Source organism: Pseudoalteromonas sp. 1_2015MBL_MicDiv (genome assembly GCF_002407505.1).
Taxonomy (GTDB): Bacteria; Pseudomonadota; Gammaproteobacteria; order Enterobacterales; family Alteromonadaceae; genus Pseudoalteromonas; species Pseudoalteromonas fuliginea.
This window is the reverse complement of the sequence record NZ_CP012738.1, coordinates 607843-621113: the sequence shown is the minus strand read 5'-3', so window position 1 is coordinate 621113 and position 13271 is coordinate 607843. Positions and strand designations below refer to the sequence as shown.

Below are 13271 nucleotides of genomic sequence, written 5' to 3'. Positions count from 1 at the left end.
AGATAATAAGAGGAAAGTAGCCAAGCTACTTTCCTCTTATTTCGATATTGCCTTTTCTAATATTTGCCAGCCCATAACTATGTAAACGAGAGCGAGAGCCCTCACCATACGCTTTTGGTGGATAATATAACTCTTTCTCTTCAGGGCATTCGTTAAGTACTTCATCTAGTGCCGCACGTATTTCACTCAACGTTTTTTCAAGACTATTATTAAAGTTAGGCCTTTTTCTAACCGTATGGCCGAGTTCGACCAACCTATAAAAATACTTGTTAGCAAGCTCTAGCAGCTCCTCTGGCACATCTTTATTATGACTAAGCGCTACATCATCGTTCTTTGTACAATACTCTACAAGTGCTAAATAAAAGCACAATGGCTTATTGGCTAAACACATTTTTTGTTCTGTATTACAACTACTTGATAATGTTTTATCGTTAAGGTCAACAATAAGTATCAGCGGCGTAGGCTCTGCAATTGATTGATGCTGTGCATTATTAAACCGCTTATTGCTTTGTTTAATAAACGCAAACTTTACCCAAAAACTAACCAACACACTTAATACTAAAAATATAAAATAGTAAATAAAATGGCTCAATGTAAAGTGGGTTTGTTGGACGTTAAATACAACTAATACGAGCCCATTATTAGTGCTCAAACTACGTATTATTTGGTGTGGGTTTACAGGTGTTACCATTTCGCTTTTTGGTGCAATAGCAACAACTTTGAGCTCGTTCGAATTAATGTAGCTATTTAAAGTTTTAATGTAGCTGTTAACTGCATCTTTATTACCTGAATGCTTTAGCAGCTCATTTGATAAATCGAGTAATGGTAAGTCGAGTGCTATTTGTCTTTCTATCTGCGTAATTTTTTGTTTAGCTACTTGCTGGCTTTTTTGAGTTACAGAAATATAAAAGACAGACGATAAAATAAAAAACAAACTTATAATAACAAGTAATTGCTTATACTTACTCATCACCAGCCTCCTCTTTTAAGCTTACTAAGCTGGCGCCACAGCGCCAAAATGGCTGGACGTTTTGATAGTAATGCAAACTTTGATCTTTAGACATATCAAGCAAATTTTCCTGCACTGCGCATAATAAATCAGTGTTGTTTTGCTGCATTTTTAAATACCATCTTGTTCCAGAAATATTATTACTCAATGGCGTAATATAGTTTTTTGAAAAACGTTTTTCGTCGCTCTCTTTCCAAAACGAGGCAATAATATCTACTTTTCCGTCGGCGAGTAAATCACGTAATTCGTTATGAGAGCTAGCATAAGTGATTTTCAAATTAGCTAAATTTATATCCAACTCTTTAAACGTCTGCTTTGGTAAAATATGCCCAGAGCGGCTGGTCGGATAATCAAGCAAACCTATGCGCTTATCTAAAAAGTATTGTTTTGTGATTCGAGGTTTTTCTTTAGAAGATATAAAAAAGGCCGTGTAGTCAGAAAAGCCAACAACAGGCTGGTAGTTATAGGTCGACTCTGCTTTAAAGGCTGCCATAATATTATTTTTAGCCAAAATTAAATCAGCAATACCTTTACCAACAAACTCAAAGCTGTCTGCCGTTCTATACCCCCAATATCCTTTTACAGTGCCGTACTGCTTAGACACTACGTTATCAGAACACAAGTTTTGTGTTAATAACTTGGCTATTTTTTTTGATTGCGTAAAAACAATCAATTGGCTTTTATTACTTGTTGCTGTTGTTTGACACTCTGTTGAGGTTTCGATCATAACTGGGAAATGCAAATCATCGTTATACACACTCACTTGTCCACAAACCCACGTAACGACCAATAAAATAAACAAAAATGTAACAATTAACGTTTTATGTAACACGATATTTTTCAAATTCAACGCAGTGCCACTCAAAAATAAATCATATATTGTATTTGAACAACTTTACTTACTTATTACAACAAGTAATTTTACCTGTTAATTATAAGTCATTGATTTTAATCACAAGTGAATAAGAAAGTATGAATTTTAATAAGTCCTTCCTATCAACATTAAAAGTGAGGACAATTGACCGCATTAGCTTATAGCAACCCCATGAAATATTCATTTAGGAAGTTCTAATGCATAACAATATAAAATACTCGATATCTTCTGCACTTTTGATTAGTGCAATATTCACAAGCACGGATTCACATGCTTGGGGTCAAAATGGCCATCGTATTGTAGGGAAGATTGCAGAATCTCATATAAGCGAAACAACAAAAACGGCAATACAACCCTACCTTGATGGTGAGTCACTTGCGCAAATATCAACGTGGCCTGATGAAATGCGCTCTGCTCCTGGCGAGTTTTGGCAAAAACAATCAGCTCGTTGGCATTATATTAATGCAGCACCAGGAAAATCTTTCAGCTTCAATCACGATCACACTAAAAACAAAGAATCTGTAAGTAATATCCTAGAAGGCATTCACTATTCAATGCAAACGCTCACTGATAAAAATAGCACCTTGAATGCTAAACAGTTCAGTTTACGTTTTTTAGTACATTTGGTGGGTGACAGTCACCAACCATTTCATGCTGGTCGAAGTGAAGACAGAGGTGGTAACCGTATCAAAGTTTCATTTTTTAACGAAGAAACAAACCTTCACAGCCTTTGGGATACTAAGTTAATCGAAAACCAAAACTTGTCTTACACCGAATTTGCACAATTTATTGATACAAACAATAAAGAACTAATTGCTGAGTATTTACAAAGCTCACCTAAAACTTGGGTTGAAGAATCTCATAATTTAGCAACAAAAATTTATAAGTACACCAACGACGAAGTTGGGTACAGCTACATATATAACAACACTCCGATTATAAAAACGCGCTTACAACAAGCGGGTATTCGACTAGCTGGATTACTAAATGCCTTATTTGACCCTTCTGCAAAAGAGTTAGAAACGGCACTAAAAATGACAACTGACAAATAAACTGTATTAAATTTATATAACCTACACACGGGAAATCAACATTATGACTAAGCTTCGCCTTTCGAAATTAACTGGAGCGGTAATTTTAGCTCTAGGTGTTTCTACAAGCGCAATGGCTGCTGATACTTCATCTGCAATGCGTGGTAAAATTACGACGCCTTCAGGTGGCAGTGCTGCAAACGTTAAAATCAAAGTAGTTCACCAACCAACGGGAACTATTAGCGAGCTCACTACAAACGAAAGTGGTACGTTTATCGCTAATGGTTTACGTGTAGGTGGTCCTTACATGGTTATCATCGATTCTGATAAATTTAACGATACGACTGTTGAAAATATCTATCTAAATCTGGGTGAAACATACCGCTTAAGCTCGCAGCTTGCTCCACGAAACATCGAAAAGATTGAAGTGTCTGGTTATAAGATTGTTCAGCAATCAGGTGGCTCTAGCAGTACATTTGGCTCTGACACTATTGAGAATATGCCAAGCTTTAACCGCGACATTAAAGATATTGCGCGTTTAAATCCACTCGCCAGCATTAATGGTAGTGGTGAGCTAACGTTTGCAGGTAGTAACCCGCGTACCAACGGCTTAACTGTTGACGGTATTGGTCAAAATGATGACTTTGGTTTAAGTTACGGTGGCTACCCTACTTCGCAACCACCTGTAGCACTTGATGCAATTGAGCAAATTTCTGTTGATGTATCTCCGTTCTCAGCCTCTAAAGGTAACTTTGGGGGAGGTACCATTAATGCAGTAACAAAATCAGGTACTAATGAGTTTAAATTTTCTGGCTTTTATGAAATATCTACGCCAGATATTGCAGGTGATGTAGATAGTATTTCTCAAGTATATGCTGATGGTAGCCCAGTTTTAGATGAAGATGGACACCGTACATACGTTATTGATCAGGTAGAACCAATTCAAACTGAGAAACGTTATGGCTTTAATGTTGGCGGCCCATTAATCGACGATACTTTGTTAACTACAACAAATGGACAAGTGAACTTGATTTAGATTACGGTTTTGAAGGCTCTGGTGCAACGAATGAATATGATGTAACAGAAGAAAGCTACAACCAATTTATTAATATTTTAAATAATGAATACGGCTTAACCGATTCTCTAGGTGGTGACCCTAAAGATACAAACGAATCATTGCTTGTTAAATTAAGTTGGAATATTAATGATGATCATCGTTTAGATTTCACTTACCAATGGCAAGACGATAAAGACGAAACAAATGTCGGCACTGGCGGTAGTACAGTAAGCTTAGCGTCAAGCCGTTATACTTACGCTACTAAATTCAATAATTTTGCGACAAAATTATATTCAGACTGGAATGAAAACTTCTCAACTGAAATTGGTATCGCTTACAAAGATGTATCATCAAGAAGCTTAACTAACTCTGATATTGGCTTTGTGAAAGTTGAAGAATACTTCCGTGGTCCAGCTTATGAGTTTGGTACAGATGAATTCCGCCATGCAAATAGCTCATCGACTGAAAACTTAACGCTTACTTTCGATGCCACTTACTTAATGGATGAGCACGAAATTAACTTTGGTATGCAGTATGAATCGCTAAATTTATATAACTTATTTGCATCTAACTCATTAGGTTCTTGGGAATTTGATGACTTCGAAGGTTTTGCAAACCGTGAAGTGGGTAACTTTAGAGGTACATACGACTTTTCTTACAGTAACGCGTACACAAATAACCCAAATGACACTGCATACGATGCGACACGTAACCAATTAGCACTTTATATCGAAGACACTTTTTATGTTGGTGATGATTTAGAAGTAACAGCTGGCGTTCGTTATGAGCGTTTATCATCAGACGATAAACCAACTTTAAACGAAAACTTTTTAAATACTTACGGCTTTAGCAATCAAGAGAATCTTGATGGTTTAGATATAATTTTACCGCGTATTGGCTTTAAATATTATGCAACTGAAGCATTAACCATTAATGGTGGTATAGGTCGATTCCAAGGTGGTATTCCAAACGTTTGGTACAATAACTCTTTCCAAAATGACGGTATTACATTTGTTGAAGCACCTCAAAGCGCTATTAATGATTATTACGCCAATAACCAAGCCGATATTACGCAAGTACCTGACGCTATTAAAACCACGTTAGTCCAAGGTGCCGGTAGCACAAACTATGTTGACCCTGATTTTGAGCTTCCATCGAGCATAAGAGCTCAAGTTGGTTTTGAATACGAGTTTGACTCAGAACTACTTGGCGAAGGCTTCAAATGGCAGGCTGAAATTGCTTACCATAAAAAAGAAAACGAAGCTGTATGGCATAACACTGCTTTAAACCCAATTGGTGTTGCTGCTGATGGTGAGCGTGTAATTAACGAAAGTATTTATACTGGCGACCTTGCTGATAACTTTGATATTGCAATGACTAATTCATCTGACGATGGACGTTCAATCATTATCTCTACCGGCATTGCAAAAGAATTTGAAAATGGCCTGTATGTTTCTGCAAGTTATGCACACCAAGACGTAACTGAGGCCTCATCGGGTTCATCTTCTCGTGCTCAAAGTAACTACCAATACAATATTACACGTAACCGCAATGAAGACTTTGCAGATCGTGGTTCATACGAAGTAGAGCACAGCTTTAAAATAAACCTAGCGTATAACACTGAATTTTTCAGTGGCTATGCAACTAAGTTTAACGTGTATTTTGAACGCCGCTCTGGCCGTCCATTTAGCTACACTATGGGCATGTATCAAGATAGTGACTTAGGTGACACACGCGACTTTTACTCAAGCTCTGCTTACCTAGCTTACATTCCAACTGGCGCTAATGATCCAAATGTAAATTGGGATGAGTCTGGTTTATCTTGGAATGAATTAGAAACGCTTCTAAATCGTGCTGGTATCTCAGAACGTGGTGAAATTTTAGGCCGTAACTCAGGTACTCAACCTTGGGTTACTACGATGGATGTAAGTATCAAACAAGAAATCCCAGGTTTTGCTGAAGGTCACAGCGGTGAGGTTTACTTCATGGTTGATAACTTCGCAAACTTACTAAACAGTGATTGGGGTGTTGAAAAACGCTTAGGTTTCTCTGACCAAGCTGTTTATGATTTTGGTGGGTTAGATGATGAAGGTCGTTATATAATTGATGGCAAATTTAATGGTGCTGACGTTCGTAACTACAGTCAATACCAAACTAGCTCATCAGCTTGGCAGGCTAAAGTTGGTATTAGCTACAAGTTTTAAGTCTTAATAGGTAAGTAATAACACATTTAGTTATTTGTTAACAAAACCCATTGCAAAATTGTAATGGGTTTTTTGTTTTTCATACCCCAATTTCACATGTTTGTCATAAAGCCCACGTAATATATACCCCGATATAGAGTTATTGCTCGAAAAAACACTCAAATAGACAAAAATAGTACTATTTATTAAAAATATATTGCAGTTGTATTTTATTTGTAACGAATAAATGAGGTACACTAGTAACGGATTTTGAATAAATGAACTTCGACTGTTTATTTTTCAAAATTTAAAATAAAAATATAAAAATTTAATTATTAACTACACGGGAAAATTAAATGAAAACTCAATTACGCAAAACAGCTCTTTCACTTGCTATTGCAGCATGTGTTGGTGTAAGTGGCGCTGCAATGGCTAACGAAACGACCTCTGCAATTAAAGGTCAAGTAATGGGGCCTAATGGCAACCCAGCAGCCGGCACTAAAGTAACAATTTTACACGTGCCTTCTGGATCAGTAAAAACAACTGAAGTAAATGACGCTGGTTATTTCACAGCCAAAGGCCTACGTGTTGGCGGTCCTTATAAAGTAATTGTTGATTCTGATGTATATGCAGACCAAGAATTCAATAACATTATTCTTAATATTGGTAACGACTACCCAGTAAACGTTTCTCTTGAGTCACAATCAAGCATGGAACAAATTGTAGTTTCTGGCGCGCCAATTAGCTCTATGTCTGGTGGTACTGGTCCGGCGTCTACTTTCACACTTACAGATCTTGAGAATCAACCAGCTATTAACCGTGATTTGAAAGATATCATTCGCGTTGATCCACGAGTAGCAATAGATGATAGTCGCGGCACAATTAACTGTGGTGGCGGCAATCCAAAATTTAATAGCTTGACGCTAGATGGCGTTCGAATGAACGACAACTTTGGTTTAAGCTCAAATGGTTACCCTACTATTCGTGCCCCTTTCTCTTTTGATTCAATTGAACAAGTAGCTGTAGAACTTGCACCATTTGATGTTCAGTACGGCGGTTTTACATCGTGTAACATCAACGCAGTAACCAAGTCTGGCGGCAACGAAATTCATGGCGGCGTATTCTTCGATTACACTAATGACTCAATGAAAGGTGATACAATTGAAGGCGAAGACGTTGATAATGGTAGCTACAATGAAAAACGCTACGGTTTTAATGTTGGCTTACCACTAATTAAAGATTCATTATTTTTATATACTTCATATGAAAAACTAGAAGGCGTAGCACAATTTAACTATGATCCTTTAGGTTCAAGTGTTTCTGCAAGTGATTTAGCACGTATTCAACAGATTTCACAAGATGTATATGGCTACGATGCAGGTACGACTCCTTCGAGTGCACCTGTAGAAGATGAAAAAATACTAATTAAATTAGATTGGAACATTAACGACTCGCATCGTGCTAACTTAATTTATAACTATAATGATGGCTTTACATTATCTCAATCTGATACTGGCTCAACTCGTCTTTCATTAGACAGTCATTTTTATGAGCAAGGCGCAGAATTTACTTCAATCATCGGTTCACTATATTCGGATTGGAATGACGACTTTACAACTGAAATCCGTTTAGGTAAATCAGAACTAGATGCACGTGTTGAATCACTTGATGCTGCAAGCAGTTTTGGTGAATTCCAAGTAAACACATTGGATGGAGGTCGAGTATATTTAGGACCAGATGATTCTCGTCAATCAAATGATTTGGATTATGATACAACTACATTTAAACTTGCTGGTACGTACTACCTTGATCAACACACGATAACGGCTGGTTACGAGTATGAAGAGCTAGAAGTATTCAACCAATTCGTTCAACACACGCAAGGTGAATGGAGTTTTGCTAGTATTGATGATTACGAAGCCGGAATTGCAAGTGCAATTTTCTATAATAATGCCGCAGGTACAAATAATGCTGCAGATGCAGGTGCTAGCTTTTCATATGCTCAACATACTTTTTATGTTCAAGATGAATACAGCTTCTCAGACATTGATGCATCACTAACGTTTGGTCTGCGTTACGACAATTATACCAGCGATGACAAGCCTACATTAAATGAAAACTATACTGCACGTTATGGTTTCAGTAACCAATCAACATTTGATGGTATAGATTTAGTTCAACCTCGTATTGGCTTTGAATGGTATGCAACTGATGCACTTGAAGTTCGCGCAGGTTTAGGCTTATTCTCAGGTGGTAATCCAAATGTGTGGTTATCTAACTCATATTCAAACGACGGCATCACTAATATTAGTGCAAATCAGTTTGGTGCTATTGATTTATTTGCTACACCAAATGTCAATGGTGGCAAACCAGGTTTTGATGTACCACAGTCACAGTTTGACAAAGTAGCTAACACAGTAATTGGTTCTGGAGATAGTTTTACGAACGCAGTAGCTTCTGATTTTGAAATCCCATCAGAATGGAAATACTCAGTAGGTGCTACATATACAACGGAAGACGAATATGTAATCTCATTAGATTACCTTTACACTAAAAAGCGTGATGCAGCGACATTAATAGACCAAGCCCTTACTGACAGTGGTACTACTACTTTTGATGGCCGTCCTATTTTAAAGTCTATCGAAGATCGTGACGGTGATTTACTTTTAACTAATGTTAATGGCGACAGTGGTGAAACTTCTATCATCTCTGCAGCTGTAAGCAAAGCATTCGATAACGGCATTAAAGTACAACTATCGTATGCTTATACAGATGCTGATGATGTTAACCCAATGACAAGTTCTACAGCGAGCTCTAACTACGGTAACTTAGCAACGTCTAACCCGTTAGATCCTGGTGTATCTTCATCAGATTATGAAATACCTCATCGCTTTACATTAAATCTTGCATACACGCATGAATTTTTCGATGGGTATAGTACTCGCTTTAATTTATTCGGCGAAGCATACAAAGGCCTACCTTACAGCTTCACATTTAATGGTAACGATGAAGATACATTTGGTGATTTTAATTCAAATGATTCTCGCCAACTACTTTATGTACCATTAGTAAATGATCCTAACGTTGTTTATAACATGTCAGCAGACGAGATTAATGAATTTAATGATTTCATTGCATCTGAAGGCTTAAAACGTGGTGAAATTACGGGCCGTAACGCGCAAAATTCTGATTGGTTTGTTAAATTTAACTTTAAACTAACTCAAGAAGTACCTGGCTTTATGGATGGTCATAAAGGCGAAGCATTCTTTGTTATCGATAACTTAACTAATATGTTAAATGATGACTGGGGTGTACTTAAGAAAGGTCCATTCGTTGGCGCTCGTATGATTTCAACAGACATTGATGACCAAGGCCGTTACGTTTATTCAAACTTTAACGGTAATAATGCAAACACCACAACTCAACGTGATGCATCTCTTTGGGAAATGCGTGTAGGTGTTCGTTACACTTTCTAATTTAACTTATTAAATTAGTTAATATTTTAAAAGCCCACTTTGGTGGGCTTTTTTATGCCTTTAATTTGTTATTTAACTTTTCAAAAATACTCACTAACACTTCGCATTCTTCGTTGGTTAAAGTGCTCAGTAATTGTTTTTCCCAATTCAGTGCATCGGGCGCTATATTTTCATATAAGCTTTGCCCTGCTTTGCTCAGTACAAGTAAGGCCGCGCGTTTGTCTTGCTTATTTAGCTCACTTCTCACTAAACCTTTATCTATTAAAACTTTTACCGCGCGCGACACTGTCGACTTGTCCATATTTGCTTGCGTGCATAAATCCTTTGCGTTGCTTTGGCCATATTGCGCTAAGTTAGCAAGTATTCGCCACTGGGGAATATTTAAACCGTATTTAGCTTGATAAACCTCGGCAAAGTCGTTACTTACACGTGTTGCTATATTGGTTAATTGATAAGGTAAGAACGTTGCTAGATCAATTTTCATTTTTGGTAATCCCTGCTTTATTAGGTTTACTTTGGTGTTCATTAATATTTACGCAGGTGCGTAGTTGCACATTTGATATTAGTCTCACTTGAGAGTATCTTAACTGAAATAAAAAGAATATTAAACCAACCTCTCTCACAGGAGTCAGTAATGGCGACACAATTAAGTTATATGACCGGTTTTGGTAATGAATTTGAAACACAAGCGCTACCCGATGCACTGCCAATAGGACAATTTAGCCCACAAAAGGTCAAATACGATTTATACACCGAGCAATTTAGTTCGACTGCATTTACGGCTCCTCGCGCTTCAAATCGTCGCACTTGGTTTTACCGCCTTCGTCCATCTGTAGTGCAAGGTGATTACCAAGCAATTGATAACGGCCTAATAAGAACAGCCCCAATCACTGAAGCCGTAACACCACCAACAATGCTACGTTGGAATCCTATTGATATGCCTTCACAGCCTACTGACTTTATTGATGGCTTGGTAACTATGGCAGCTAATGGCAGTGCTAATGGGCAATCGGGTATTGGCATTCATGTATATGTCGCTAATCAGTCAATGCAAGGACGTTACTTTTGCAATGCCGATGGCGAAATGTTGTTTGTCCCTCAGCAAGGTGAGTTATTAATTCACACCGAGTGCGGTAAGTTAAGCATTAAACCAGGTGAAATTGCTGTAATTCCCAGAGGAATTAAGTTCTCTGTTGATTTAATTGACGATACAGCCCGTGGTTATATTTGTGAAAATTATGGCCATGCTCTTGAGCTTGCCGAGCGAGGACCTGTTGGTGCAAACGGTTATGCCAACGACAGAGACTTTCAATACCCCGTTGCTGCCTTTGAAGATAAAGAAGGTGACTTTGAGCTTGTTTCTAAATTTAACGGTAATTTATTTAGCTGTGAAATTAAGCACTCTCCTTTTGATGTGGTTGCATGGACAGGTAACAGCTCCCCCTATAAATACGACTTATCGCGTTTTAATGTGATGAATACAGTAAGTTTTGATCATCCCGACCCATCTATATTCACTGTGCTAACCTCTCCTTCTGCTACTGAGGGTATGGCAAATGTCGATTTTGTGATATTTCCACCGCGTTGGATGGTAGCCGAAAATACATTTCGCCCGCCTTATTATCACCGCAATATTATGAGTGAATTTATGGGCTTGATTGAAGGTGTGTATGATGCAAAAGAGCATGGTTTTGTACCTGGTGGCGCAAGTTTACACAATTGTATGTCGCCACATGGACCTGAAGCCGACGTATTTGAAAAAGCCTCAAACGCTGAGCTTACACCACAAAAATACGAAAACACATTGGCCTTTATGTTTGAGTCGCGCTATATAATTTCACCGACAAAATATGCATTAGAAGGTAAAGAGCGCCAACTAAACTACACCGATTGCTGGCGTACTATTAAAAAACAATTTACAGGTTCACAGGATTAATTATGAAATTATACAGCTACTTTCGCTCATCAGCGGCTTATAGAGTGCGTATAGCGCTTAACTTAAAAGCAATCGATCATGAACTTGCTATTGTTAACCTTTTAAAATCGGAGCAGCTTGGGGAAGAATACTTAGCGACTAATCCGCAAGGGTTACTACCTGCACTTGAAACCGATAATGGTGTTTTAGCACAATCGCTTGCAATACTGGAATGGCTAGATGAAACTTATCCGCAATCGCCATTAATTACAGGGACTGCGTGGCAAAAGTCGCAAATAAGAAACTTAAGCTTTGCCATTGCTTGCGATATTCATCCTGTTAATAATTTACGCGTGCTGAAGTATTTATCGAACGAATTAGGTGTTGATGATGAGGCTAAAAATAAGTGGTATCGACATTGGATAGAAGTTGGTTTTGAAAAAATAGAACTGATGCTAAACGAAAATGATGACTACTGCTTTAGTGACCAACCAACACTTGCTGACATTTGTTTAGTGCCGCAAGTATTTAATGCAATTCGTTTTAACGTAGATATGAGCGCTTATCCAAAAATTGCAGCCATTTACGAACACTGTAATAAATTAGCTGCATTTAATGATGCTGCACCGCAAAATCAACCCGATGCAAATTAAGCTAGTTCAGTAACTAACCAGAGTTCAGGTTAGCTAGCTTTGTAGCGCACTATGAATAACCGTAATGTGCTCAATTAAATCTAAGCCCAGATCAGTTAAATATCCGCCATCTGGGCTATCTATAATCCCTTTTTCAAATAAACGTTGCGCTGCGCTAAGTAAGCTTGGCTCTGCGTCTGAATGTAATTTAATACCTTGCATTTTACTGTCGCGAGGGAATTTTGCTAATAGTGTGAATTCTTCGATCATTGTTTGATTAAATTGCATTGTGTGCACCTTATTATTGTTCTGTGAATAACTAAGTTTATAATTAAATCACTTTGTGTACTTTACACTAGCACGTTTTTTAGCTTAATGTATTATTTTTACCCCCTATTTAAAGGCCTCTAATGCGTAACTTTTTAATTCTATGTTTTTGTTTTAGCAGCTTATCGTATTCAATACTTAGTGAAGCAACAACGCTTAAAACCCATTCAATTATTGATGCAAACCAGTTTGTAAATGAAGAATCAAACTGTTGGTATGACAACAAACGCTATAGCGAAGGGGCGTTAATACAAATTCACTCATTTACACTTTTGTGCGGTGCTAAAACACCCCAGCACAGTAACAGCCAACTCATTTGGCTTAAAATAGATAAACAAGGTAATGCTATTTACCCAACAGCTCCTAAAAAAATCACTGTGAATTAGCGCTAAAAGCTGATTTGAGCTACAATACACGCAGTTTAAATAAGTAGTATGGCTATGGATAATCAACCTAAAAACCCTTTACATGGGGTAACGTTAGAACAAATACTTGTTGAGTTAGAACAGCGACTTGGCTGGAGAACACTTGGCGAGCAAGTAAAAATCAAATGCTTTACTGATCAACCGAGCATTAAATCGAGTTTAAAGTTTTTGCGTAAAACGCCTTGGGCTCGCGATAAAGTGGAAGCACTTTATATTCACACTATAAATAACAAACCTATTCGTAGACCAAAAAGTGCACCAAGAGAAACATCTTCTCAAGCGCCGGATACTACAGGTTTTGTTTGGCCATCAATTAAAAAATGATATAAAAAAGGAGCTAAT

The 13271-nt window shown here is 37.6% G+C and carries 10 protein-coding genes and 1 pseudogene; 7 read left to right on the top strand and 4 right to left on the bottom strand.

The features are described 5' to 3' along the window. Positions 1-25: 25 nt before the first annotated feature. Both AOR04_RS20250 and AOR04_RS20245 read right to left on the bottom strand, forming a co-directional pair. The gene (locus AOR04_RS20250; RefSeq protein WP_096794495.1) at positions 26-970 is read right to left on the bottom strand and encodes a hypothetical protein; all 945 of its coding nucleotides are present in this window, start codon (positions 968-970) and stop codon (positions 26-28) included. Continuing rightward, the gene (locus AOR04_RS20245; RefSeq protein ID WP_198403032.1) at positions 963-1859 is read right to left on the bottom strand and encodes a hypothetical protein; all 897 of its coding nucleotides are present in this window, start codon (positions 1857-1859) and stop codon (positions 963-965) included. The genes AOR04_RS20250 and AOR04_RS20245 overlap by 8 nt, the downstream gene beginning before the upstream one ends. A 221-nt stretch (positions 1860-2080) precedes the next feature. On the opposite strand from AOR04_RS20245, the gene AOR04_RS20240 reads away from it, so the two are divergent. The 3 genes and pseudogenes from AOR04_RS20240 to AOR04_RS20230 all read left to right on the top strand — a co-directional run bounded on the left by AOR04_RS20240 (position 2081) and on the right by AOR04_RS20230 (position 9630). Continuing rightward, the gene (locus tag AOR04_RS20240; RefSeq protein WP_096794493.1) at positions 2081-2935 is read left to right on the top strand and encodes a S1/P1 nuclease; all 855 of its coding nucleotides are present in this window, start codon (positions 2081-2083) and stop codon (positions 2933-2935) included. Between the two features lie 43 nt (positions 2936-2978). Then, a pseudogene (locus AOR04_RS20235) lies at positions 2979-6175 on the top strand (TonB-dependent receptor). Positions 6176-6510: 335 nt separating this feature from the next. Continuing rightward, the gene (locus tag AOR04_RS20230; protein ID WP_096794492.1) at positions 6511-9630 is read left to right on the top strand and encodes a TonB-dependent receptor; all 3120 of its coding nucleotides are present in this window, start codon (positions 6511-6513) and stop codon (positions 9628-9630) included. Positions 9631-9682: 52 nt separating this feature from the next. On the opposite strand, the gene AOR04_RS20225 is transcribed toward AOR04_RS20230, so the two are convergent. Further along, positions 9683-10114 carry a MarR family winged helix-turn-helix transcriptional regulator gene (locus AOR04_RS20225; RefSeq protein WP_096794491.1) on the bottom strand — a complete coding sequence of 144 codons (432 nt, stop codon included), beginning with the start codon at positions 10112-10114 and terminating at the stop codon, positions 9683-9685. 150 nt (positions 10115-10264) lie between these two features. Between AOR04_RS20225 and hmgA the strand changes: the two genes are divergently transcribed. Further along, entirely contained in the window at positions 10265-11566 is a 1302-nt protein-coding gene (gene hmgA, locus AOR04_RS20220) for a homogentisate 1,2-dioxygenase (RefSeq protein ID WP_096794490.1), read from the top strand. 2 nt (positions 11567-11568) lie between these two features. Then, positions 11569-12198 carry a maleylacetoacetate isomerase gene (gene maiA, locus AOR04_RS20215; RefSeq protein ID WP_096794489.1) on the top strand — a complete coding sequence of 210 codons (630 nt, stop codon included), beginning with the start codon at positions 11569-11571 and terminating at the stop codon, positions 12196-12198. Positions 12199-12231: 33 nt separating this feature from the next. Here maiA and AOR04_RS20210 read toward each other — a convergent pair whose 3' ends face one another. Further along, the gene (locus tag AOR04_RS20210) at positions 12232-12465 is read right to left on the bottom strand and encodes a TIGR02647 family protein (protein ID WP_007582405.1); all 234 of its coding nucleotides are present in this window, start codon (positions 12463-12465) and stop codon (positions 12232-12234) included. A 122-nt stretch (positions 12466-12587) separates the two neighbouring features. Between AOR04_RS20210 and AOR04_RS20205 the strand changes: the two genes are divergently transcribed. Both AOR04_RS20205 and AOR04_RS20200 read left to right on the top strand, forming a co-directional pair. After that, complete coding sequence (locus AOR04_RS20205; RefSeq protein WP_096794488.1) at positions 12588-12890, top strand: DUF1496 domain-containing protein; 303 nt, start codon at positions 12588-12590, stop codon at positions 12888-12890. Positions 12891-12944: 54 nt separating this feature from the next. Beyond that, complete coding sequence (locus tag AOR04_RS20200; protein ID WP_010553962.1) at positions 12945-13253, top strand: VF530 family DNA-binding protein; 309 nt, start codon at positions 12945-12947, stop codon at positions 13251-13253. Positions 13254-13271: the final 18 nt, after the last annotated feature.